The sequence below is a fragment of the Cyclobacteriaceae bacterium genome (assembly GCA_030584025.1).
Lineage (GTDB): Bacteria > Bacteroidota > Bacteroidia > Cytophagales > Cyclobacteriaceae > UBA2336.
In genome coordinates, this window is the sequence record CP129487.1 from 4,021,701 (window position 1) to 4,047,391 (window position 25,691).

At 44.2% G+C, this 25,691-nt stretch carries 20 protein-coding genes; 8 read left to right on the plus strand and 12 right to left on the minus strand.

The genetic code is table 11. The annotated features are described in order from the left end of the window. Nucleotides 1-95: 95 nt before the first annotated feature. Genes pheS through QY309_18250 form a run of 6 tightly spaced genes read right to left on the minus strand, consistent with a single transcriptional unit; the run spans nucleotide 96 to nucleotide 6,699 of the window. Nucleotides 96-1,115 (minus strand): phenylalanine--tRNA ligase subunit alpha, encoded by a 1,020-nt coding sequence (gene pheS / locus QY309_18225; protein WKZ59783.1) that lies wholly within the window; start codon nucleotides 1,113-1,115, stop codon nucleotides 96-98. A gap of 28 nt (nucleotides 1,116-1,143) precedes the next feature. Next, nucleotides 1,144-2,214 carry an MraY family glycosyltransferase gene (locus QY309_18230; GenBank protein ID WKZ59784.1) on the minus strand — a complete coding sequence of 357 codons (1,071 nt, stop codon included), beginning with the start codon at nucleotides 2,212-2,214 and terminating at the stop codon, nucleotides 1,144-1,146. A 54-nt stretch (nucleotides 2,215-2,268) separates the two neighbouring features. Then, the gene (locus QY309_18235; GenBank protein WKZ59785.1) at nucleotides 2,269-3,375 is read right to left on the minus strand and encodes a DegT/DnrJ/EryC1/StrS family aminotransferase; all 1,107 of its coding nucleotides are present in this window, start codon (nucleotides 3,373-3,375) and stop codon (nucleotides 2,269-2,271) included. Between the two features lie 8 nt (nucleotides 3,376-3,383). Then, on the minus strand, nucleotides 3,384-4,415 hold the full coding sequence (gene galE, locus QY309_18240) for a UDP-glucose 4-epimerase GalE (protein ID WKZ59786.1): 1,032 nt from the start codon (nucleotides 4,413-4,415) through the stop codon (nucleotides 3,384-3,386). Further along, entirely contained in the window at nucleotides 4,415-5,665 is a 1,251-nt protein-coding gene (locus QY309_18245; protein ID WKZ59787.1) for a nucleotide sugar dehydrogenase, read from the minus strand. Before QY309_18245 ends, galE begins: the two co-directional genes overlap by 1 nt. Before the next feature lie 8 nt (nucleotides 5,666-5,673). Beyond that, nucleotides 5,674-6,699, minus strand: coding sequence for an NAD-dependent epimerase (locus QY309_18250; protein ID WKZ59788.1), 1,026 nt, complete (start codon nucleotides 6,697-6,699; stop codon nucleotides 5,674-5,676). A 100-nt stretch (nucleotides 6,700-6,799) separates the two neighbouring features. Here QY309_18250 and QY309_18255 point away from each other — a divergent pair, with 100 nt between their 5' ends. The 7 genes from QY309_18255 to ccsA all read left to right on the plus strand — a co-directional run bounded on the left by QY309_18255 (nucleotide 6,800) and on the right by ccsA (nucleotide 12,163). Beyond that, nucleotides 6,800-7,465, plus strand: a complete 666-nt coding sequence (locus tag QY309_18255; protein ID WKZ59789.1) for a heme exporter protein CcmB — start codon at nucleotides 6,800-6,802, stop codon at nucleotides 7,463-7,465. An 80-nt stretch (nucleotides 7,466-7,545) separates the two neighbouring features. Continuing rightward, nucleotides 7,546-8,205 carry a cytochrome c biogenesis protein gene (locus tag QY309_18260; GenBank protein ID WKZ59790.1) on the plus strand — a complete coding sequence of 220 codons (660 nt, stop codon included), beginning with the start codon at nucleotides 7,546-7,548 and terminating at the stop codon, nucleotides 8,203-8,205. A gap of 76 nt (nucleotides 8,206-8,281) precedes the next feature. Further along, complete coding sequence (locus tag QY309_18265) at nucleotides 8,282-8,503, plus strand: hypothetical protein (protein ID WKZ59791.1); 222 nt, start codon at nucleotides 8,282-8,284, stop codon at nucleotides 8,501-8,503. Beyond that, complete coding sequence (locus QY309_18270; GenBank protein WKZ59792.1) at nucleotides 8,485-8,874, plus strand: type II toxin-antitoxin system VapC family toxin; 390 nt, start codon at nucleotides 8,485-8,487, stop codon at nucleotides 8,872-8,874. Before QY309_18265 ends, QY309_18270 begins: the two co-directional genes overlap by 19 nt. Nucleotides 8,875-8,884: 10 nt before the next feature. Beyond that, nucleotides 8,885-9,103 carry a CcmD family protein gene (locus QY309_18275; GenBank protein ID WKZ59793.1) on the plus strand — a complete coding sequence of 73 codons (219 nt, stop codon included), beginning with the start codon at nucleotides 8,885-8,887 and terminating at the stop codon, nucleotides 9,101-9,103. Between the two features lie 80 nt (nucleotides 9,104-9,183). Further along, complete coding sequence (locus QY309_18280; GenBank protein WKZ59794.1) at nucleotides 9,184-9,594, plus strand: cytochrome c maturation protein CcmE; 411 nt, start codon at nucleotides 9,184-9,186, stop codon at nucleotides 9,592-9,594. Nucleotides 9,595-9,625: 31 nt separating this feature from the next. Then, nucleotides 9,626-12,163, plus strand: coding sequence for a cytochrome c biogenesis protein CcsA (gene ccsA / locus QY309_18285; GenBank protein WKZ59795.1), 2,538 nt, complete (start codon nucleotides 9,626-9,628; stop codon nucleotides 12,161-12,163). Between the two features lie 1,083 nt (nucleotides 12,164-13,246). Here ccsA and QY309_18290 read toward each other — a convergent pair. Continuing rightward, on the minus strand, nucleotides 13,247-13,807 hold the full coding sequence (locus tag QY309_18290; GenBank protein ID WKZ59796.1) for a hypothetical protein: 561 nt from the start codon (nucleotides 13,805-13,807) through the stop codon (nucleotides 13,247-13,249). A 216-nt stretch (nucleotides 13,808-14,023) separates the two neighbouring features. On the opposite strand from QY309_18290, the gene QY309_18295 reads away from it, so the two are divergent. After that, entirely contained in the window at nucleotides 14,024-16,432 is a 2,409-nt protein-coding gene (locus QY309_18295; protein WKZ59797.1) for an ABC transporter permease, read from the plus strand. Between the two features lie 72 nt (nucleotides 16,433-16,504). Here the strand turns inward: QY309_18295 and QY309_18300 are convergent, their stop codons facing one another. From QY309_18300 to QY309_18320, 5 genes are all read right to left on the minus strand, one after another. Continuing rightward, nucleotides 16,505-18,016 carry an amino acid permease gene (locus tag QY309_18300; GenBank protein ID WKZ59798.1) on the minus strand — a complete coding sequence of 504 codons (1,512 nt, stop codon included), beginning with the start codon at nucleotides 18,014-18,016 and terminating at the stop codon, nucleotides 16,505-16,507. A gap of 95 nt (nucleotides 18,017-18,111) precedes the next feature. Next, nucleotides 18,112-18,780 (minus strand): lipoprotein signal peptidase, encoded by a 669-nt coding sequence (locus QY309_18305; protein WKZ59799.1) that lies wholly within the window; start codon nucleotides 18,778-18,780, stop codon nucleotides 18,112-18,114. 3 nt (nucleotides 18,781-18,783) lie between these two features. Further along, on the minus strand, nucleotides 18,784-22,302 hold the full coding sequence (ileS, locus tag QY309_18310) for an isoleucine--tRNA ligase (GenBank protein WKZ59800.1): 3,519 nt from the start codon (nucleotides 22,300-22,302) through the stop codon (nucleotides 18,784-18,786). Nucleotides 22,303-22,403: 101 nt separating this feature from the next. Continuing rightward, nucleotides 22,404-24,821: an MMPL family transporter gene (locus QY309_18315; GenBank protein ID WKZ59801.1), complete on the minus strand. Its 2,418-nt coding sequence runs from the start codon at nucleotides 24,819-24,821 to the stop codon at nucleotides 22,404-22,406. Between the two features lie 63 nt (nucleotides 24,822-24,884). Next, on the minus strand, nucleotides 24,885-25,682 hold the full coding sequence (locus QY309_18320; protein WKZ59802.1) for a zinc-dependent peptidase: 798 nt from the start codon (nucleotides 25,680-25,682) through the stop codon (nucleotides 24,885-24,887). Nucleotides 25,683-25,691 lie beyond the last annotated feature (9 nt).

Here is a 25,691-nt window from a genome sequence, read left to right on the forward strand (position 1 = left end):
TCCATCGCAAAGTTCGCTAAAAATATCTGCGCGCTTTGCGTTTTCTTTCGCGTGCTTTGCGAGAAAGAATTTTGCTCAAAAATTTCTAACGTTAATCAGATTACTGAATGAAACTGCTTCAAAAACCGGATATCATTTTCTGAATATAATCGTAAATCATTTACCTGGTAACGCAACATGGTAACGCGTTCAATGCCCATTCCAAATGCAAAACCGGTGAATTCTTCCGGATCAATACCACAATTGCGCAACACATTCGGGTGTACCATACCCGAACCGGCAATCTCTACCCAGCCTGTATGCTTACACACGTTGCAACCTGAACCTTTACAAATCAAACACGAAATATCAATCTCTGCACTGGGCTCAGTAAACGGAAAGAACGAAGGCCGAAAACGAATCTTAATGTCTTTACCATACATTTCTTTGGCAAAGTGATAGAGCGTCTGTTTTAAATCAGCAAATCCAACATTCCGGTCAACGTATAAACCTTCTACCTGGTGAAAGAAGCAATGTGCACGTGCTGAAATGGCTTCGTTGCGGTACACGCGGCCAGGCATAATGGCGCGCAGCGGTGGCTTCTGATTAGTCATTAACCGGATTTGCACATTGGATGTGTGTGTGCGCAACAATACATCCGGATTTTTTTCAATGAAGAACGTATCCTGCATCTCGCGTGCCGGGTGGTTTTCCGGAAAATTCAAAGCCGAGAAGTTATGCCAATCATCTTCAATCTCCGGCCCATCAGCCACGTTAAAGCCAAGTCGTTCAAATATCTCTATGATCCGGTTTCGCGTAAGCGTAAGCGGATGTTGGTTGCCGACCTTGTTCGGTATGGGCGGAAGCGTAAGGTCAAGATCGTAATTGGCAGAAGCGGAACTTTCCAGTGCTTCCGTTAATGTCTGAAGCTTTTGTTCGGCAGCCTGCTTGAGCTCATTCAGAATTTTGCCCACCTTTTTCTTTTCTTCCGGTGGCATTTTTTTCATCTCTTCAAAGAGCTCGGGAATCAAGCCTTTTTTGCTGATGTATTTCAACCGGAATTGCTCCACTCCGGCTTTATCTCCAGCTGACCAGGCGTCCACCTCCTTGCGTAACGTATGAATGCGTTCTTCCATAGCTTAATAAAGGGTCAAAAATACAACTTTACTCCTGAACCCCATTCTCGTCTTTATTCAGGCGAATGATCATTAACCGATCGAGAATAACACTCAGCAAAACGGAAAGACCAATCACGCCAAGTATCATATAGTTACCATCTACCTTGCGCAGCAGAGCAGCCAATGCAATATAGGTTAGCTGAACCACCCCAAGCAGTATAGTTGTTTTGCTGTGGGTTAATCCGAGGCGCATAATGCTGTGGTGAATGTGACTCTTATCGGGTGTGAAGGGTGATTGCCCGCGGCTGATGCGAAGAATAAAAATCCGCATGGTATCAACCAGGGGAATGATGATGAAGCACACCGCGGCCGCCACCGTACCTGAAAAACGGTAGGGATGATCAACCGGCAGGTTGAAATTGGTATTGATGAAATAAATGGCCATGATGGAGAGCATCATGCCGGCAACCAAGGCACCGGTATCGCCCATAAAAATTTTTGAAGGCTCCCAATTGAAAATCAGAAACGCAACAATGGAGCCCACCATACAAAAGGCAAGGATGGCAAAAACCGAATCGCCAATAAGCAGAAACCAGATGCCGAATGTTAAAAGCGAAATACTGGCCACCGTTCCGGCCAATCCATCCAGCCCGTCAATGAGGTTAAATGAGTTGGTGATGACGATGATGGTAAAAACCGTGAGGAGGTAACTTATGGCGATGGGAATTTCGTAGATACCAAAAAGTCCGTACATCGATTTTAGTCGCAAGTCGAACAACAAAACAAGAATGGTTGCCGCAACCACTTGCCCCATGAGTTTCATGCTCGGCCGGAGTGGTACCAGGTCATCGCGTACACCAATGAAGAATACCATGAACAAGGCGATGAGAATCATGCGTATGTCACGCCAATGGGAGATATCAATCCAGATTAACGAAGCCACAAAGAAGCCTATGAAAATGGCGATGCCGCCCATGGATGGCGTTACCTTTTTATGGATTTTTCTGCGACCGGGTATATCCACCAAATTCTTTTCCAACGAGTATTTAATGATCACCGGGATGATCAGAAAGGAGATCACAAAAGAGGTTACCGCGCTGGCGAGAGGGTTGATCATAATATTACCCAGTGAGATGGGTAAAATTAAGGATAATAGGGTGTGACGGGTATGCTAATGGGAAAAATATTGGCGGATACTGTCTGCAACATAAGCGATTTCGCCATCCGTAAGTTCAGGGTAAAGGGGAAGTGAAAGTACCTGATTTTGAAGGGAAGCGGCAACCGGAAAATCCAATTCTACATGATTCAGGTGCCTATACGCAGGCGTAAATGGAAGGGCTTTGGGATAATGAACCAGGGTTTCAATGCCTTGTCCGGCCAGGTAGTTTTTTAAATCTTCGCGCTGTTGCGTACGAATACAAAACAGGTGATAGGTATGCGTTGACTGTGTACGTGCATGCGGCAATTGGATTTGAGTCACCTCACCAAGTTGGTGCAAATACGTGCGTGCAATCTCCTGTCGCCTGGTGTTCCATTGCTCCAGGTAGTTCAGCTTCACATTGAGGATGGCCGCCTGCAAGGTATCCATCCGGCTATTGGTTCCTTCAAACGCGTGATCATCTTTTACCAGTGCACCATGGTTGCGCAACCTGCGTACACGTTCTGCCAGAGATGAATCGCCCGTTACAATGCAGCCGGCATCGCCATACGCCCCCAGATTTTTTGTAGGATAAAAACTGAATGCCCCGGCAACACCCACTGTTCCGGCAAAGGCATCGCCATCTTTGGTGAGGTGACCTTGGGCACAATCTTCGATCAAAAATAAATTATGCTGATCGCAGATGGTTTTCAATTCATTAACCGGTGCAGCCTGACCGTACAAATGCACAGCTATTACTGCTTTTGTTCTTGAAGTGATTTTCTTTTTTACCTGTTCGGGATCAATTGTGTAACAACGCGAATCCACATCGCAAAAAACCGGAGTAGCGCCTGTTAGCGAAATGGTTTCTGCAGAAGGAATACAACTGAAAGCTGGAGTGATAACCTCATCACCCGCTTTGATGTTCAGTGCTTTTAAAATCAGGAAGAGTGAGTCGGTTCCATTGCCCGTGCTGATGCAGTGTTTTGCAGAAAGTTTTTCCGCAAGAGCCTGTTCAAATTGCTTTACGGGTTCACCACCAATAAACTGAGCTTTTGTTAACACAGCCGCAATGGCCCGATCTATTTCTGATCGGATTGCTGTGTATTGCGCATCAAGTTTTTGAAAAGGAATTTGCACCCCTAAAGTTACTGGCTTTTATGAAGCTTTTGCTCCCAGGCCCAGGCATGTTTCAGGCCATCCTCCATAGAGTAGCGGGCTTCCCACTTTAACGCGTTATTAACACGTGTTGGGTCGGCATAGACTTTCTCCACATCACCCGGTCTGCGCGGGCCAATGACAAACGGGAGCTTGGCTCCTGTAGCCCGGATAAACGTGTTCACCAATTCCAACACAGAAGCACCTTTACCGGTGCCAACATTAAATACGTCATACACGTTTTTGCGCGAATCGTTCGCTAAATATTGCAGCGCTTTTACATGTACCTCGGCCAGGTCCATCACATGAATGAAATCACGCACACACGAACCATCGGGTGTGTTATAATCGTTTCCGAAAACGGTTAACTTTTTTCGAAGTCCGATGGCAGTTTGTGTAATAAAAGGAACCAGGTTATTGGGAACACCAATCGGCAACTCACCGATCAACCCACTGGGGTGTGCCCCGATTGGATTGAAATAGCGAAGCGAAATGATGCGAGTGCCCGTATGATGCACATCTTCCAGAATACGTTCGCAGATTTGCTTGGTAGCACCGTATGGCGATTCAGCACGTTTAAAGGGAGCACGTTCATCAACCGGAATGGTATCGGGTTGACCATATACGGTGCAGGATGAAGAGAAGATAATATCCTTTACTCCGTTTTCTTCCATTACTTCCAACAGCGTAAGCAAAGAACCTACATTGTTTTGATGATAGCGCAAAGGCTTTTGCACAGATTCGCCTACAGACTTAAACGCAGCAAAGTGCATCACGCACGTAAACGGACCTTGTGTTTTAAATACGAATTGAAGAAAGTTCTTGTCGCGGCAATCGCCCTGATGAAAGCTAATGGCTTTACCGGTTATTTGTTGAATACCGGCAAGCAAGGTTTTATCGCTGGCGGAAAGGTTATCAACAATTACAGGTTCGTAACCGGAGTTGATTAACTCTACTACGGTATGCGCACCAATGTATCCCGCACCACCTGTTACTAAAATTTTGCCGCCAGTTTTTTTCATTAAAGTCGGGAGGTTGTAATTGATTTGTCGAGGAATCCCTTCACATCATATACCACCGTATTGGATTGTTTGATGACACTCCAGTCAAGCGACTTGAATTCATCATGACCAACAGCTAATACAATGGCGTGGTATTTTTTTGAAAGTTTGTTAACTAAAGATAACCCGTATTCGTGCTTAACTTCTTCGTTGTCGGCTTGCGGATCGTAAATGTCTACATTGGTTCCGTAGCTTTTTAGTTCGTTGATTACATCCACCACCTTGCTGTTTCGGATATCCGGACAGTTTTCCTTGAAGGTAATGCCCATCACCAGTACATCTGCTCCATAAACCGGCAGTTGATTTTTTGCCATCAACTTGATGACGTTGCCTGCAATGTGTGCCCCCATGTTGTCATTGATTCTCCGGCCGGCTAAAATCACTTCAGGGTGATACCCCATGCTTTCAGCTTTGTAGGTGAGGTAGTACGGATCAACACCAATGCAATGCCCGCCAACCAATCCAGGTTTGAAGGGAAGGAAATTCCACTTCGTTCCGGCAGCTTCCAACACTTCGTGCGTGTCGATGCCCATTTTGTCAAAAATCAGCGCTAGCTCATTTACGAAAGCGATATTGATATCGCGTTGCGCATTTTCAATAACCTTTGCGGCTTCGGCTACTCGAATAGAAGAGGCTTTGTGCGTACCGGCCTGGATTACTTTTTGGTAGAGTTGATCAACCTTTTCAGCTACATCTGGGGTGCTTCCGCTGGTAACTTTTTTGATGGTGGTAACACGATGCAGTTTATCACCCGGGTTAATGCGCTCAGGAGAATAGCCGCAGAAGAAGTCAACATTGTATTTCAGGCCGCTAACCTGTTCGATAATAGGCACGCAATCTTCTTCGGTACAACCGGGATAGACCGTGGATTCATAAATGACGATGTCTCCTTTTTTGATTACGGAACCTACGGTTTTGCTGGCGCTTTGTAACGGACGTAAATCGGGCTTTCGGTATTCATCAACCGGTGTGGGTACGGTTACAATAAAATAATTTACTGACTTCAGATCGTTCAGGTCGTGCGAGAAGGTAAGTTTCGTAGCTGCTTTCAGTTCATGGTCTTCCACTTCGCGTGTACGGTCATGACCTTTTTTTAACTCGGCAATGCGTTCTTTGTTGATGTCAAAACCAACAACATCCATCACCTTGCCGAATTCAACAGCCAGGGGCAGTCCAACGTATCCTAATCCAATAATTCCGATTTTATCCATGTAAAATTTTATTTCTTGATTTTATAGTATTCCGTATACCACTCAATGAATTTGCCAATGCCATCTTCAATGCTGGTAGCAGGTTTAAATCCGGCATCGCGCATCAAGTCATCCACATCGGCATAGGTTTCAGGCACATCGCCATCCTGGATGGGCATAAAATTCTTGATGGCTTTTTTTCCAAGCTTCTCTTCGATTACTTCAATGAAACGAAGCAACTGCACCGGCTTATTGTTACCGATGTTATAAATTTTGTAAGGCGCAAAACTGGTGGCAGGATCGGGTTGATGACCATCCCAACTTGCGTTTGGTTTTGGTGCTAATGGTACAAGGCGTTTAATACCTTCAACAATATCATCAATGTAGGTAAAGTCGCGAAGCATTTTACCGTGGTTGTACACATCAATGGGTTTTCCTTCCACAATCGCTTTCGTGAAAATGAACAGCGCCATATCGGGTCTTCCATACGGACCATATACCGTAAAGAAACGAAATCCCGTTGTGGGTAAATTATATAACGCTGAGTAGGTATGTGCCATCAATTCATTCGACTTTTTTGAAGCGGCATACAACGAGAGCGGATGATCAACATTGTGGTGCACCGAGAACGGCATCTTTTTATTGGCACCATACACCGAGCTGGATGATGCATACACGAGATGCTCCGTTTTGTTATGACGACAAGCTTCCAGGATATTCAGAAAGCCATGCATGTTACTTTCCAGGTATGCGTACGGGTTGGTGAGGGAGTAACGCACACCGGCCTGTGCGGCCAGGTTTACTACGTATTTAAATTGATGCTCCTTGAACAAGGCATCAATTTTCTTTTTGTCTGTTAGATCAGCTTCAACAAACGTAAAATCCGGTAACGATTTAAGGATGTTTAACCGCGATTGTTTCAGCGTTACATCGTAGTAATCGTTCAGGTTGTCGGTGCCGGTTACGGCATACCCTTCGGCACAAAGCCGCTTGCTCAGGTGAAACCCGATGAAGCCTGCAGCGCCTGTGATCAAAACCTTATTTTTGGTAGTCATTTACAATGGTAAAAGGAGTGCAAAACTAATAATTTATGGGCTGCGACCGTTAATTTGCCCCGATTTTCAATAAACTTGCGCAACCCCGTTTTAACCGGTTTTGAACAGAATTATCGTACAGCTACTGAAGAAAGAGTTCATCCTGGAGCTCAGGCGTAAGTCGGTTATTGCCGGCCTTGGACTTTACCTGTTCAGCCTGATTTTTATCTGCTACCTCACGTTTAACCTGAAGCAAAATTCCATCAGCCCCGCCACCTGGTCAGCTTTGTTTTGGCTCACTATTTTATTCTCGGTAGTGAATAGCGTAGCTAAAAGTTTTATTGGCGAAAAGAAAGGGGTATTCATTTACCTGTACACGATTGCCAGTCCGCAGCAGATTATTATTTCAAAGATTCTTTACAATGCTTTACTCAGCTTGCTGATTTCGCTAACCGGTTATTTTTTGTTCTCGATTTTTATTTTCAATCCCGTACAGGATCAGCTTACATTTTTCCTGGTGTTGTTACTGACTTCTATCGGTTTCTCTACTTCGTTGAGTTTAATCTCCGGCATCGCGGCAAAAGCAAACAACAGCAATGTATTGATGGCTGTGCTTAGTTTTCCGGTGGTGATTTCCATTTTGCTGATGGCCGTTCGGGCTACAAAAAATGCGTTGGATGGATTGGAACTTTCTGCCAGTTCAGATGAGTTGTTAAACCTGCTGGCGATTAATATTATTTCCGGTGCGTTGGGGTACATTTTGTTCCCGTATATTTGGCGCAGTTAAACCAGTAGGCAGTCTACAGTAGGCAATAAGCAATCGTAACGTTGCCTATGGCCCATTGCCTACTGCCTACTGAACTTAAAATGAAGACCTGGTTAAAAATAGTAGCCGTTGTTTTGTTGGTGTACGTGCATACAGCCGGATTGTTAATGGATGTACCACGGCTGAATATTTTAAATGAAACCGTGCGTGCCTTGTATTTTCACGTGCCCATGTGGTTTGGCATGGTGTTGTTGTACATGATGTCGGTGTACTATGCTGTTCGTTACCTGCGTAATCCATTGTCTGATTTTGATACCTACTCGGTTACGTACGCTCATGTAGGCACTGCGTTTGGTGTATTGGGTATGGTTACCGGTATGCTGTGGGCGAATTACACCTGGGGTTCTCCCTGGCATGGCGATCCGAAACAAAACGGAGCAGCCATCGCGTTGTTGGTATACCTCGCGTATTTTGTGTTAAGGGGTTCGCTTGAAAATGAAGAGCAGCGCGCCCGACTGGGTGCGGTGTATAACATCTTTGCCTTTGCAGCGATGATTCCGTTGATTTTTATCATACCGCGCCTCACCAGCAGCATGCATCCAGGCAGTGGTGGCAATCCGGGTTTCAATGCCTATGATTTAGATAGTCGTATGCGCCTTGTATTTTACCCCGCAGTGTTGGCCTGGTTCTTAATCGGGTTGTGGATTGTGAATATTCGGGTGCGCATTAAAAAGTTGGAAGAGCGTGAAATTCAACGTTAGCTTTCCTACACTTAAAATACTGACGTGCAACTTTTTGCAGGGTTTAGTATGTTTACAATAAGAAATCACACGGTGTATGGGTAACACAATAACACTTAGAGTAAAAAACAAAGACAAATTTGATCGTCTTCTGGCATTGATTCATGATCTGGATTATGTAGAGATATTAAAAAAGGATCAAGGAGATAAGGATAAGAAGGTTTCATCCGATGATTTTTTTGCTTTGGCAGGTATTTGGAAGAATAGGAATATTTCCGCTAGAGAGCTAAGAGAAAAGGCATGGCCAAAAACAAAGTAGTTCTTTGCGACACCAACATTCTCATAGAGCTTTCAAAAAGCAATATTGAAGTCGTTGAAGAATTGAGAAGCATTGGATCAGCGAATATTGCGGTTAGCTCAGTTTCGGCAGGAGAACTGATTGTTGGCGCCCTAAATAAAAATGACCTCAATAAAATAAAAAAGGCACTTGCGGCAATTCAGGTTGTTTACCTCAATGAAGTAATCTCTCTCAAATCGTTGGAGCTGTTAGAGGCCTACTCATTGAGTCATGGCCTTGATATTCCAGATTCATTGATAGCAGCAACTGCACTCGTTAACGACCTTCAACTTTATACACTTAATTTGAAACATTTTAAGTTTATTAAAGGGCTTCGCTTATATACTAGCTAAATCATAAATCATGAAATCAATTGTACGTTACGCTATCGGTGTTGTTTTGTTTTTTCTTAGCACTACAGTCAGCCTTAATGCACAACCGGTAGAAATGGCCGACACCATGCGGTCGGAAGGAAAAATTTATGTAGTGGTGGGTATCGTACTCATTGTGCTGGCAGGACTGATTATCTACCTCTTTATGCTCGACCGTAGGGTAAAAAAGCTTGAAAACGGGCAGAAATAGGCCATTTTCAGGTTGACAAAAATCACTGGCTTTACGGGGTTTTTGGGTTAATTTTGGGCAGTTTTAAGCGGGGGAGAAGCATGAAAAAATCGCACATCTTTATCATTGTTATTATAGCCGTGGCGGTGGCCATTATTGTGTCATCTACCAACGAAGCCAGTACATACGTTACATTTTCCGAAGCCTATCAACTGGCTTCAACCGGTAATTCCAAAAGCATTCATGTAGTAGGGGAGTTGAAAAAAGATACGGATGGAAAAGTAGTTGGTATTGAGCCTGGTGCAGATAAGGTTTCGTTTTCATTTATCATGGTAGATGAAGGCGGCAAGGAGCAGCAGGTGTTTTACAACGAACCCATGCCACAGGATTTTACCCGTTCAGAAAAAGTGGTGGTGATTGGCAGCTATAAGGGCGAATCATTCTATGCCGAAAAAATATTGCTGAAGTGTCCTTCCAAATACCAGGAGAACTCCATCAATGCGGGTATTTAATTTTTCTTCAGTCGTAATTTCCTGATTCAACATGGTGCATTACTTTATCGGTAACCTCGGTCATTTTTTTGTCATCGTTTCGTTTGTGGCCGCACTCGTGGCTTTCTTTTCGTATTTCAAAGCCACCGTTACGGAGGATCTTGACCGCAAAGCCGGCTGGTTGTTAAATGGCAGAATTGGTTTCTATGTACATGCACTTGCTGTACTCGGTATCGTAGTAACCCTATTCATCATCATCAAAAATCATTATTTCGAATATTACTACGCGTACAGTCACTCCGATAAAAAACTTCCTGCGCATTATTTGATTTCAACTTTTTGGAACGGACAGGAAGGAAGCTTCTTGCTATGGATGTTCTGGCATGCCGTGTTGGGCATTGTCATCATCATTACCAATAAATTTTGGGAAGGCCCGGTGATGACGGTATTTGCTGCCGTTCAAGGTTTTCTTACCTCTATGATTCTGGGCATTGTAATTCCCGGACTTGAATTGAAAATCGGCAGTTCGCCTTTCATTTTGCTGCGCGATGCCATGCCCGATCCAATCTTTACCGTACAACCCGATTTTATTCCGCAAGATGGTGCCGGCTTAAATCCGCTGCTGCAGAATTACTGGATGGTGATTCACCCGCCAACCTTGTTCTTAGGTTTTGCAGCTACATTGGTTCCGTTTTCATTTTGCATTGCCGGCCTTTGGTTAAAACGCTACCGTGAGTGGGTGCGCCCCGCGTTACCGTGGTCGATTTTTGCCGGAGCGATTTTGGGCCTCGGTATTTTAATGGGTGGCTATTGGGCGTATGAAACACTGAACTTTGGTGGATACTGGAACTGGGATCCGGTCGAAAATGCGGTGTACGTGCCGTGGTTGATTTTGATCGCCTCCATCCACACCATGATCACCTACAAGAACAGTGAGACTGCATTGAAGATTTCCATGATCCTGGTGGTATCGGTGTTCATTCTCATTTTGTACTCCACATTCCTAACACGCTCAGGTGTGTTGGGGGATGCATCGGTACACTCGTTCACCGACCTTGGCCTTTCCGGGCAGTTGTTGCTTTACCTTTTCTTTTTCCTGATTGGTTCAATTGTGTTTATCGTTATCCGTTGGAAAGAAATTCCATCAACGCAGAAAGAGACTTCTACGTACTCGCGCGAGTTCTGGATTTTCATCGGGGCAACGGTGTTGTGTTTAATGGGTTTGCAGGTGCTTTATCCTACCTCTTATCCGGTGTTCAACCAAATCAGCGCTGCTTTTGGTGGGTCATTGAATATGGCGCTGCCCGGTGATCAGGTAACGTACTTTTCTAAATTCCAACTTTGGTTTGCTATCGCGATTGGTATCCTCTCTGCTGTTGGTCAGTTTTTCTGGTGGAAGAAAATCGATAAGAAGGAATTGAAGAACCAGTTGTTTCTTCCATTCACCATTGCCTTGCTGGCCACCATGGTCATTATAAATGTGAGCAGTGTGCGCAACATCGGTTATGCGATGTTGTTGTTCTCCGGATTGTTTACCGTTATTTCAAACGGTAAGATTTTATTCTCCGTTTTAAAATCCAGCCCCGGACTTTCCGGTGGTGCAGTGGCGCACATTGGCGTAGGGTTGATGCTGGTGGGCATTTTATTTTCATCCGGATATTCTACGGTGGTATCACTGAACAATACCGGTATGCTCATCTCACGCCAGTTGAGTGAAGAATTCAACCGCGAGAACTTATTACTGTTTGTACACGAGCCACGCGAAATGGCCGGTTACGAAATTGAGTACCTGGGCGAACGCATTGAACCGCGACACAAAAGTGGTTACGTTAAAAAATCCGACATCGAATACACCGATGATCCCTTCGTGGTTGTGGCCAAAAACGACATTGAGTTTGAAGGAAGGAAACTGTATGCAAAAGGCGAACGCTTTGAAATTTTTCCGGAAAACACCTTTTACGAAATTGAATTCAGAAAGAATGGCAAAGTGGCATTTGTTCAATATCCACGCCTGCAAGCCAATCCACGTTTTGGTAACATGGCCTCACCCGATGTAAACCGAAAAGCCACGCTTGATTTATACACGCACGTTTCCGCACCCATGACGGAGGAAGCAAAGGAAGATTGGAGTGAAGCGGAGGAGTTGCGCATTAAGCGGTCAGCGCAATTTTTTGCCAACGACTATGTTGCCACGATTGAAGATTTAACTCGCGTATTCGAAATTAGCGGGCAGCCACTGGATTCTTCGTTTGTAGCGATTAGAGCAAAGATTCTCGTGCGCGGTGAGCGACAGGATTACATCGCTGATCCGGTATTGATCATTGGTACGCAATCGCGTGGAGGCATTATACCGGGTATTGTTCCGGAACTTGGATTGAAAATTTCATTGCTGAACGTTCACCCGGAGACAGATGAGTTAACCCTGAATATTCAGACCCGCCAGAAAGACTGGGTGGTGATCAAAGCCATGGAAAAGCCCTGGGTAAATATTTTATGGCTGGGTACACTGGTGCTCATGGTTGGCTTTGGCATTGCCATGGTGCGCAGGTTCCGCGAGTTTTCGTTGATGAAGGCGAAGGGGCAAGAATGATTTTTCTGGAAGACAGAAACAATTAACCGCAGAGAGCGCTGAGTTAACGCAGAGGGCCGAAGATTAGTTTGCAAAAATTCCCCTCTGTATTAAATCCAAATCACATTTAAAATCAATCTCTGGTGCCTCTAGCATACTCCGCGGTACTCTGCGGTAAAAAGTAGGGTTGTTAAAAAAATCTTAACTTAGAATAAAATAAGTCATTCGCAGAGTTTCTTGCGAGAGAATGTGCGAGGAATAAAAATTAAGAAGGACTAAATGAATGAAAGCTTTATAAGCCAATTTAAATCTTTTATGATTGGTCGGTGGCGTGAAGGTAAATTCGAACGGCCATCAAACCTATCAATCGTAGGTATTTCTCTAATTCTTCTTACTTTTTCATCTATCTATGGATTTATCCTTGGCGTTCCGTCAGAAAGTCCGTTAGAACATTCACAAAGACCAACAATTTTATTCTCAATTATCAATACTTTGTTCATATCCCCAATTGTAGAAGAGGTAGGGTTTCGATTTTTTCTTACCAAGTTTAGCGTTAATAAATTTATTATATCTGTTTCGATTTTACTTGGTTACACAGTATCGATCTTTTGCAATCTTTTGCAAATTGAGTTACTAGATTTTGTTCTAATTGAAACTAGTTATGATTTTGTTCTGATAATCGGCTTGTTGATGTTTTTACTTCTATTACTTTTTAGAAGAGTCATATCAAGAATAGAAACCTTTTGGAATCAAAACTTTCTGATTATTTTTTATCTTATTTCAATATTTTTCGCGCTTCTTCATATAAGAATGGATAATGTTAATGTGTCTAATTTTATAGTAGAGATAGCCAGTATAGTGCCAATTTTATTATTTAGCTTTATCGCTGGGTTTATTCGTATAAGATATTCTATTATTCATAGTTTGGTTTTTCATTCTTGCATCAACTTACCAATGGTTTTGATACTGCTACTTCTTGTTTAGTATTGACTACACAAAAGTCGTTTCTCCGCAGGAACCTTTTTCCCCGCAGAGTCTCCGCAGGGACTCTGCGATATATTGCTCATTAAAATCATCAATTCTTCCCCGAAACACTGTGGTACATCAAGGATACGGATAATAAGGACCAATAAATGTTCCGTGGCATTTTTCGTGGGTACTGCCATTTATAAGCGTAAACCAAAAACTAATTTTGTATCCTGATTCGAGTTTTTCAACAAGCGCTTCCCCGGTGGTTGCGTTCCAGAACGTTCCGTGATTAATTCCGGAATTAAAATTCCAGTCTAGGTAAATTTGTGTGTTAGTAATGCAATTACTTACATAATCTGTATCCATAAAAATATAGTTACCCTCATCAATTTCATTTTCCTTAGAAGACAAGAATGATATTGTGAGAAACTCATCGTCACCGCTGTGACTGAAGGAGTAATTATTGTTATAGATAACGTCTTCATTTGTTAAATAGACATTGAAAATTTGACCTAGATATTCATTTTCATCACTATACATTGGTCCGCCAGCCTTAAAGATGTACCCTTTTGCTAATGGGTAGATTTTATTTCCTACAGTAATCTGATTCTTGACCTTGACATCATCTTTACTACATGAGATTAACTGGAACAGAAACACGATTATCAGTAGGGTATTTAAAAATTTTACTCCCATGTTGAGACAGTATTTGATCAATACAAAGGTAAGTCTTATGGCATTCAGTCAAATAAATTGTTTTTTGCCATATGAGTGTGCGTAAAAATATATGTGGAAAGCGTTGAAACATTTTTCCCCACAGAGTCTCTGCAGCACGCAACACCACAACCCCCGAAACCTTATCCCCAACTCTCCGTTTCAGAGCCTATAACCCGTAAGGGAAACCCAATCCTTATGCTAAAAAACTACTTACTGGTTGCGTTTCGCAACATCAGCCGTCAGCGTTTTTACGCGTTTTTGAATGTGTTGGGGTTAACGGTGGGCATTGCTTCCTGCCTGTTTATAACCCTGTATGTGAAGGATGAACTCAGTTACGACCGGTTTCACCAAGATGCCGACCGGATTTACCGGGTAAACCTCGATGCCAAACTTTCGGCCCAGGAAATTGCCGTTGCTGTTTCATGCCCGCCCATGGCCGGTGCACTCATCAACGAAGTGCCGGAGGTGGAAAGTGTTGTGCGCGTAGCACAAAACAATGGTGTGGTCATGAAGTATGGCGAGAACACGTTTACCCAGGAGAGAGCATTTCTGGCGGATTCGAACTTTTTTACATTCTTCAGTTTCCCATTGTTGGAGGGTAATCCTCAAACGGCTTTACGCGAGCCCAATACGTTGGTGTTAACCGAGCGCACGGCAAAGAAATTTTTTGGAGAGGAGAAGGCACTGGGTAAACTCCTCACTGTTGGCAATGATACAAGCACCTATGTGGTGACGGGCATCGCCCAAAATCCACCATCCAATGCACACTTTGGTTTTGAGGTAATTCTTTCAGGTATTTCAACGCCTGCCTTTCAGGATCCCATCTGGATGAACAACTACATCGCTACGTATTTTAAGATTCACAAGAATGCTTCACCTGCTGTGGTGAAAGAAAAGATAGACGCGCTTACCATCAAGTACATTGGGCCTGAAGTGGAGCGTTTTATGGGCATGTCGCTGGAGCAATTCAAGCAACAGGGAAGCAAGTTTGGGTATACGCTTATTCCGTTAACCGATATTCATTTACATTCCAATTACCAGGCAGAGATTGAGCCTCAGGGTGACATTCAGTATGTGTATTTGTTTTCGGTGATTGCCATTTTCATTCTGATCATCGCGTGCATCAATTTCATGAACCTGGCCACAGCCCGTTCAGCCGGTCGCGCAAAGGAAGTGGGCTTACGTAAAACATTGGGCTCATTGAGCAGTCACCTGATTGCACAGTTTTTAGCCGAATCGTTTCTGTTCAGTTTAATTGCCGCAATATTGGCACTCGGTGCAGTTTACGCACTGCTTCCACTTTTCAATACGCTTGCCGGCAAAGAACTTCTTTTTGAAAGTCTGCTGAGTGCCGAATTACTGATTATGCTCGTAGCAGTTATTTTGGTAGTTGGCCTGCTGGCTGGAAGTTATCCGGCATTTTACCTTACTTCGTTCAGGGTAACAGAAGTATTGAAAGGAAAAGTGCGTGAAGGCATGAAGGGTGGCTCTATCCGCAGCGGACTGGTTGTTTTTCAGTTTACGGTATCCATTGTATTGATCATTGCTACTACGGTAATCTTTCAGCAGATGCGATATGTACAGAATAAAAACCTTGGGTTAAATCGGGAAAATGTATTGGTGTTGTCAAACACAGGGCAATTAAAATCAAATGCACAGCCATTGAAGCAAGCCATTGCCGGCCAGAGTGGAATTGTAGCGGCCAGCTATACCAACTCGGTGCCTTCGGTGAACACAGAAGGTGCGAGTCCATTCCGCATTGAAGGTTCGGATGAAGATCATTTGGTGGTTCGGTATTTTGCGGATTACGACCAGGTAGAAACCATGGGCTTTTCCCTGGTGGAGGGAAGGTATTTTTCAAGAGATTTTCCTGCTGATACAGCTTCGATTGTAATCAATGAAGCGCTTATGAATGAGTTGGGTTGGAAAGAAGCGGTGGGTAAGGATTTATATGGATTCAATCGCGGAGGACGTGTACCCTATCGGATTATTGGTGTAGTGAAAGATTTTCATTTCGAGACGTTGCGTAATAATGTTCGCCCGATTGCCATGTTTCTGAATACGGACAATGCCAATTACTTAACCGTGCGCATCAACGGCAATCCGCAGGAAGCAGTTGCTGCCGTAGAAAATTTATGGAAGCAATATGCCGGCAATGAGCCGTTCGAATATTCTTTCCTCGATCAGGATTTTGATGCGTTGTTCCGCAGCGAGCAACGCCTTGGAAATTTATTCACCACATTCACCGTGCTGGCCATTTTAATTGCTTCGCTTGGGTTGATTGGATTGGCTGCCTTCACGGCTGAGAAACGAACCAAGGAACTGGGTATTCGAAAAGTGTTGGGGGCATCGGAATTTAGTTTGGTCAACCTGCTTTCGAAAGAATTTACCAAGTTGGTATTGATTGCGTTGGTATTGGCCATTTTCCCGGCCTGGTATTTTGCTTCGCAGTGGTTGCAGGGTTTTGCCTTTCGGGTTGAGTTAAGTGTGTGGATTTTTGTAGCAGCCGGTGCGCTTTCGCTCTTGGTGGCGTTGTTATGTGTGGTGTTTCAGGCACTGCGCACCGCCCGCATTAATCCGGCAAAGTCGTTGCGGTATGAGTAATATATTGTTGAAGTATAAAATAAAAAATGCCGGAGTTTATTCCGGCATTTTCTTTTTCAAGTGTAACTGAATTTAATAGCGTGCATGGAATCTTCCGTACAGGAAGTAGATAATCGCACCAATCACCAACCAGCCCAATGCAATAAGAAAGGTTAATGGATTAAGGAAAGCCATTACGCCTGAGCAGCAAATAATACCTAGAATGGGAACGACCGGGAACAACGGAGTCTTGAACGGGCGCACCAAATCAGGTTCTTTGTAACGAAGAATCAGCACACCCACACAAACCAGAATAAACGCCAGCAACGTTCCGATGGAAACTAATTCACCAAGTACACCAATGGGTAACAAGCCCGATGCAATCATGGCCACCGATCCGGTGATGATGGTTGAGGTAATGGGCGTTCCGAATTTTGAATGAATGTTGGAGAAGGACTTGAAGAACAAACCATCATTTGCCATCGAATAAAAGATACGCGTTTGGCCCATCAACATCACAAGAATAACAGAAGTAAGACCGGCAATGGCACCTATCTTAATAAACGGACTTAGCCAACTTAATCCTTCACCGGCTTTGTCGATTGCAACGGCAATCGGAGCAGCGGTATTCAATTCAGTGTAATTGGCAATACCCGTCATCACAAGAGCAACCAGAATGTAAACGATTGTACACACGAACAGCGATCCTAAAATTCCCCAAGGCATATCCTTCTGCGGATTTTTTGCTTCCTGTGCTGCGGTAGATACGGCATCAAAACCGATGTATGCAAAGAAGATTACAGCGGATGCCCTGAAAATACCCGAGATACCAAAGTCGCCAAAGCTGCCGGTGTTATCCGGAATGAACGGAACCCAGTTGTCGGAATTGATGAAGCCCCATCCAAAAGCAACAAACAACAAGATCACCGTAAGTTTAATCGCTACTACAATGTTGTTAAACGTGGCGGATTCTTTAATACCACGCACCAATAAGATCGTTACCAAAAATACAATAAGCATAGCCGGCAGATTCATCCACGTGGTTACTTGTGGAAGTGAATCCACAAGAATTCCTTTTGTTTGAAGTGAACTGGCCAATTCAGGGGAGTAGGCTTCCCATCCATCTGGTGTTTGAATCAATCGTGTTCCGGTTGCTGCAACTAATTCGGGCGGCAACGCAATGCCTAAGTTCTTATCCAAAAAACTTACTACATAGCCCGACCATCCAACGGCCACGGTTGATCCGGCAAAAAGATATTCCAGAATCAAAGCCCAACCGATAACCCACGCCACCCCGCGGCCCATGGTAGCATAGGCATAGGTGTACGCACTACCGGCAATGGGAATCATGGCGGCAAACTCGGCATAGCATAATCCGGCAAATGCACAGGCCAATGCAGACACGATAAAAGATAATGTAACTGCGGGGCCGGCATACACAGCTGCTGCCTGACCGGTAAGCACGAAAATACCGGCACCGATAATGGCGCCAACACCCAGTGCAATGAGGTTAAATTTTCCGAGGGTCCGTTTTAAACCATGGCTCGAGCCTGATTCTTCCATCAGCACCGACATGGGTTTTCGGGAAAACAAAGGATTTGACATTCGTAAAAACGTTTAGGGTTCGATAAGTTAAGCCCTAAAAGTAATAAGAATACCCGTTCCCGCTGCTAATTTTCAGGATAAGGAAAATGCTTGGGTTAAGCGGCTGGCGGGGTGTTTTGTGAGGATTCGGCCGTAATGGAATCAGTATTTTCTGAGGTTATATCTGTATTCTCCGCTTTAGCGGTGGGCACTTCCTTAAAAAACTTCTTCTGCATAATCAGGATGGTGACCACGCCCAGAAATATGGAAGAATCGGCAATATTGAACACCGGACTGAAAAACTCGAAATACTTCCCGCCCAGGTAAGGCACCCAATCCGGCCAAACAAATTCAAAAATCGGGAAGTAGAGCATGTCAATTACCTGGCCATGAAACCAGGGAGTTGGCGCATCAGCGGGGGCGTTGCCCAACAATACACCATAAAATGTACTGTCGATTACGTTACCAACCGCACCACCTAAAATCAAACCCATGCACCATAAAAAGCCAGTATGCATATTTCGTTCTGCCATTTTGATCAGGTACCATGAAATACCAAACATGGCTATAATGCGAAACAGGGTTAAGGCAAGCTTTCCGAATTCACTTTCCCACTTAATGCCAAAGGCCATGCCCGGGTTTAGCAGGTAATGAATGCGAAACCAATCGCCAATCACATTGATTTCTTCATGCAGGTACATGTTGTTAAACACGAGCATCTTGGAAGTCTGGTCAAGAACAATGACCATGAACGCGAGCAGAAAGTAGCGGTATGAAGCAGCCATCAATTATTCTTTAGTAACAACGCGAATCAACACTTTCAGCACTTGCTCATCCATGTCTACTTCCGTTGCGTTAACGACATTGTCTTTTATTTCCAGGCTTACGGCCTGAGTTTCGGTACTAATATATTGTTTAAATTCTGAAATGGCAGAAGTCATCGCTTCGCCATTGCGTTCTACTTCAATAGCAATTTTATCCAGCACCTCCATACCCATTTCCTTGCGCAGGTTTTGAATGCGGTTTACAAAATCACGGGCAATGCCTTCGCGTTTCAACTCATCCGTTAGGGTAACATCAAGCGCAACGGTTATGCCGCCTTCGCTGGCTACCGACCAGCCCGGAATATCTTCCGAGGAAATCAACACATCCTCCAGCACAATATCAAATCCACCTTTTGTAAGCGTGCCTTTCTTTTCCAGATGGGTGATGTCATCCTGATTAAAGAAGTTGATCACCGCAGAAACTTCTTTCATTTTAGGGCCGTACTGCTTACCCAGTTTTGCAAAGTTTGGTTTTACTTTTTTCACCAAAAGGCCTGAAGTATCATCAATGTATTCGATCGATTTGATGTTTACTTCTGCCTTAATAATTTCTTCAACACTGCGGATGCGTGTGGCGAATTTCTCATCCAACACGGGTAATAGAATCCGCTGCAGCGGTGTACGTACTTTTATTTTACTGTTTTTACGTAATGCGTGTGTCAGTGAACAAATCCTCTGAGCATAGTCCATAGATTGTTCCAGATCAGCGTCAATGCGATTGGTTTCAGCTTTCACCAAATCCGTAAGATGAACAGACGCATGGCGTAAGGGCGTGTTGTTTGCTTTTGCCTTCTCGCGAATGTTGTCAGTAAGGTTTTTATATAACCACTCCGACACAAAAGGCGCTACTGGCGACATCAGTTGAGCCGTTACCATCAAACATTCATAGAGTGTATCGTATGCTGCTTTTTTATCGGCAAACAATTCACCGCGTTGCGAAGGTTGCCAGAAACGCTTACGATTCAGGCGCACATACCAGTTCGATAAATGATCGTTTACGAATTCCTGAATAGCGCGCGCTGCACGGGTCGGTTCGTATTCTTCGTAGGCTTTGGTTACTTCAACGATCAGCGTTTGAAGTTTGGAAATGATCCAGCGGTCAAGATGGGTGAGATCTTTTTGAACAGAAGTGTTCATCTCATCTTTCACATAGCCATCAATGTTGGCATACAATGCAAAGAATGAGTAGGTATTGATTAGCGTTCCGAAGAACCTGCGTTGCACCTCGGTAATGCCATCCAAATCGAATTTGAGATTATCCCACGGTGGTGCATTTTCAATCATGTACCAGCGCACCAGGTCGGGCCCGAACTTGTTAATCGTTTCAAACGGGTTTACCACATTGCCCTTGCTCTTCGACATCTTGTTGCCGTTTTTATCCAGCACAAGGCCGTTGGAGATTACGTTTTTAAAGGCTACGCTATCGAACAACATGGTGCCGATGGCGTGCAGGGTAAAAAACCAACCGCGGGTTTGGTCAACGCCTTCGGCAATGAAATCTGCCGGGAACACTCCCCCTTGTCCCCCCTCGAGTGGAGAATGGGGGGTGTTGAGAGACGGAAATTTTTCACCATTTTCAAATGGGTAATGAAACTGCGCGTAAGGCATCGCTCCACTATCAAACCAAACGTCAATCAGATCAGCTTCGCGATACATCGGCTGACCTGAGTCGCTTACCAGAATGATTTCATCAACATAGGGACGATGCAAATCAATTGTCAATTGAGAATTGTCAATTGACAATTTTTGTGCGATGCCTGATGTCTTTGCCCTTTTTATCTCAGCTTGCAGTTCAGCTATCGATCCAATACATTTTTCTTCCTTCCCGTCTTTAGTTCTCCAGATGGGAAGCGGGGTGCCCCAGTAGCGTGAACGCGATAAGTTCCAGTCCACTAAATTTTCAAGCCAGTTGCCAAAGCGACCGGTACCGGTTGACTCAGGTTTCCAGTTGATGGTTTTGTTCAGCTCTACCATGCGGTCTTTCAGCGCGGTGGTTTTGATAAACCAGGAATCAAGCGGATAGTATAACACGGGTTTGTCTGTACGCCAGCAGTGCGGGTACGTGTGTTCGTACTTTTCTACTTTAAACGCTTTGTTTTCTTCTTTTAAGATGATGGAGATGATTACATCCGTTGATTTATAATCCGGATTCGACTCATCTTCATCGGTATAGTTTTTAACGTAGAAGTCGTTTTCAGTTAAAGGCTTATGCGTTTTGATGTTGTATTGTTCAACACCTTTCTTTAACCACGCACCAATTTCTTTTATAAACTTTCCTTTGCGGTCAACGGTTGGCACTTCGTTGTCGGCTTCATCTTTTACCGTAAGGGCAGGTATGCCGTTTTGTTTCGCTACGCGGAAGTCATCAGCACCAAACGTAGGTGAGGTGTGTACCACACCTGTACCATCTTCGGTGGTAACAAAGTCACCAGCCACTACCTGAAAAGCTTTGTCGGCATCGTACAACGGTTGGATGTACGGCATGAGTTGTTCGTAGCGGATGCCTACGAGTTTTTTTCCGGCAAATTCCTGAACGATTTCAAACGGAATTGCTTTATCACCAGGTTTATAATCGTCAAGTCTCAGGTCTTTGTTCTTTTCAGAAAAATATTTTCCAACCAGATCTTTTGCCAGTACAACACTTATGGGTTGATGCGTGTATGGATTAAAAGTGTTTACCTGAACATATGTGATCTTTTCGCCAATCGCGAGTGCAGTGTTTGATGGTAACGTCCACGGTGTGGTTGTCCAGGCGAGGATGTACACCCCCCTATCTCCCCCCTTCAGGGGGGACGGAAGGGGGGTGAAAAGAAACGCTGATTGCGCATCCCGCCTCACCTTAAACTGTGCCACAATAGATGTATCCTTTACATCTTTATAGCAGCCGGGCAAATTCAACTCGTGCGAGCTTAAGCCGGTGCCGGCAGCCGGTGAGTAAGGCTGAATGGTGTAGCCTTTGTAGAGCAATCCTTTATCATAAAATTGCTTCAGTATCCACCACAGGCTTTCAATGTATTTTGAATCATAGGTGATGTATGGATCATTCAGGTCAACCCAGTAGCCCATTTTCATGGTCAGGTCATCCCACTGATCTTTATACATCATTACCGTTTCACGGCATTTCTGATTGTATTCTTCAATGGAGATTTTTTTGCCGATGTCATCTTTGGTAATGCCCAGTTGTTTTTCCACCTGCAGTTCAACCGGCAGTCCGTGAGTGTCCCAGCCGCCTTTGCGTTTTACCTGGTAGCCCTGCAACGTTTTAAACCGACAGAAAATATCTTTTACCGTACGCGCCATTACGTGGTGAATGCCAGGTGTGCCGTTAGCCGATGGGGGACCTTCATAAAAGGTAAAGGCTTGTGACCCCTCGCGGTTGCTCACTGATTTTTCAAAAATGCTTTCCCGCTTCCAGAAGTCGAGGATATCGGTTGCCAGTTGGGCGTAATTCAGGTCTGCCGGTTCTTTGTACTTTTCACTCATTGCGCAAAAACTATCCGTAATCGTTGATTTTCAACTGAATAAGAGCGCAAAGATAAGGCAGGGAATGTGAAATCCGAACGTAGAAAACAGGGCTTTTCAGCCTATTCTGCAGCCGGGTGACGGTTGTGGATTTTGATCTTACTCAGGTCAATTTCTTCGTCTTCAGCCTCCGAATAAAATCCGGCTTCCACCTCTTCAATCAGCGTATGCTTTTCGCCTTGTCGGTGTTGCCGATCGAATGTCATAATCAGGGCTGGCAACAGAATCAGGTTGGTGCACATGGAAATACCCAGGGTGATGGAGGTTAGTACACCCAGCGCAATGGTGCCGCCAAATGAAGAGAAAGCAAAAATGATAAACCCAGCCAGTAACACGATGGAGGTATAGACCATGCTTTTTCCTACTTCCAGAATGGTAGCGCTTACGGCTACCGGCACAAAAAATCTTTTGGCATGAAGTTCCTGCCGGTACTTGGCTAAAAAGTGAATGGAATAATCAACGGAAATACCAAAGGCTATGCTAAAGATAAGAACCGTGCTCGGCTTTAGTGGAACACCAAAGTAACCCATCAATGAAGCGGTGATCATCATGGGAATAATGTTGGGAATCAGTGCAATGATGATCATGCGGATGTTGGCAAACAAAAAGCCCATCGTTAACGCGATCAATCCAAAAGCCAGCAGCAAACTTCCTTTCAGGTTATTAATAAGAAAGGAATTACCCTTGATAAACAGGGGAGTGGTTCCGGTAATTTTTACGGTGATGTCCGTATCCGTGAACAATGTATCAATTCGGGGTTGGATAACCTGGTTGATCAACGAATCCATTTTATCAGAACCAATATCGGCAACCTGCAACGAGATGCGCATAGTTTGTAGCGTGGAATCAACAAACGAATTGAAAAGTCCCGATGCATCGGATTGTCCTTTCAGGTATGGCAAAATAAAATTACGCTCGCGATTATCGGGTAAGGAGTAGCGTGCCGGGTTGTTGTTATAAAACGCCTGCTTGGCAGCTTTTACAAAACTTACAATAGAAACCGGTTTTGAAATGGGTTGGAGTGAATCCAAAAACAGTTCGAACTCGTCAATCTTTTGCAGGTTCTTTACATCAATTACGCCCCTGCGTTTTCCGGTGTCCACCACCATTTCCAGCGGCATCACTCCGCTGAAATGTTCTTCAAAAAATTTCAGATCTTGTTTTTCCGTGCTGTTCTCTGGCAGATCATCCACCATAAACGAAACCGTGTGGATGCGCCACATGCCAATCACTGCAAAGCCAACCAATACAATGGTAATGGAGTAAATCATGGCGCGGTGACGGTGTACACTTAAATCAATTCCGGTTAAGAGTGTATCAATCAGTTTGAAATCAAGATGACGTAAATGCTTTGCCGATGGTGGTGGCATCCACGAGAACACACCGGGAATTAAAATCAAGCTCACCACAAAGGTGGCCATCACATTAATACCCGCTACAATACCAAACTCACGAAGTATGGTGATGTCGGCAGTTAGTAATACAAGAAAGCCAATCGCTGTTGTAAGATTAGTCAGAAAGGTTGCTACACCTACTTTACGAATTACCCGACTGATAGCCAGCATTTTGTTGCCGTGCGCAGCAAACTCTGCGTGGTATTTATTCATCAGGTAAATGGCATTGGGTATTCCGATTACCACAATGATGGGGGGAATCATTCCACTTAGTAAGGTGATCTTAAAGCCAAACAATGCAATTGTTCCAAGCACCCACACCACCACGATACCGATCACCAGCAACGGAAAGATCATGGCGCGGAATGAGCGGAAGAAAATCAACAGGATGATTCCGGTAACTACAACTGATAGGGCCAGGAAAATTTTTAGTTCTGCACTCACCCGTTGTGCAATCACTGAACGCACAAACGGAAGTCCGGCATAATGCAATTCTATTCCTGTGCTTTCCTTGAAGTGGCCACCACGTTCAATGATTTCGTTCGTCACGTCCATTCTGCGGACGGAGTTCAGGTATTCCTTGTTTATCGAAATCAGAATGGCGATTGCTCCATTTTGCTGATTGACAATTTGCCCGAGGTAGAACTTTTGTTTTTTGGCTTCAATTAATAAACTGTCTAGCTCTTCCTGACTTTTTATTTTGCCGGGAAAAATGTCAACGAGGTTGAATTTTTTCTGCGCGGTGTCTTTCTCAATCATTTTGATTTGCGGAAGCGAGATCACTTCATTCACACCGGGTATCTGCCGAACGGAGACACAAAACTCACGCAGCTTTTCGAAATTTTTGTATTGATAGATGGTGCTGTCTTTCAATCCAACGGCAACAATGCCACCATCTTCACCAAATTGTTGCTTGAACTGATCGAAAAAAACCTGCTCAGGATCATTGGCAGGTACCGTGCCCCTGAAATCGTAACTCATCTCTACAGTTCGACCATGGTAGCCCATGAAAACCGTGATGATTGCAATTAAAATGAAGAGCGGAAGCCGGTACGAAATAATAAAGTGCGCAAGGGATGTCCACATGGTGAATTGGTGTCTGGATGCGGAAATTAAGCTCCAAAGCTAATGATTTACAGGGTTTTTACCCTATGAAAAGTGAAGAATGGGGTCCTGATTAAGCAGTTTGGCAAGGATGGCGTAAACCTCCGGCAAGGCGTTTTTAAACTCGGCTGGTCGTTCAAAAAAGTTCTCTACAGCCACGGCAAAAAATTCATGTGGGTTGGCACAAGCATAGGCGCGCAGAAATGTATCTTCTGAAGAAGGGAGGCTGCACAACTGACGCGCATACGTGTCAAATTGTTCTACCAACGCATCATCAAAGAAATTGTATTCATCGTTGTGAATGATGTTCTCTAAGCGAAGAGCATGCGCCATTTCGTGCAATCCCAGGTTAACGGAATCATTTGTATAGATGTATCCATCCACAAAACTTTTCCAGCTTAACACAATCGCACCAAAGGCTGGGTTTACTTCGCCTTTATGAAAACGTTTGCTTATGGAAGAATAGTAATCGGTAGGATAAATCAGAATTTTATCGAAGTGTTGCAGGTACACGCGCGGCAAACCGAATGTCAACTGGACCGCACACGCACCAATCATCACTTTCATTTCATCCGTAACCGGTCTGAACTGGCGCGGAATAAATTTCTTACTCATGATAAAGTAGAGCAGCTTCTGCTCAAACGCATGTTGTTGTTGCGTGTTCAGCCGGTTGTAGTACCCAAAGTATTTCTGTAAGATTTCTTTGTAGTGGTTGGGAAACGGGAGAATAGTTGAACGAATAGGCGCAGTCATCCGACCCACTTCTTCATAGGCAACTTCCAGTTGATTGCGGTAGTAGACCACTACAACAATGAAACCTACTACCACAATGAAGAAAACCATGCGTTGATA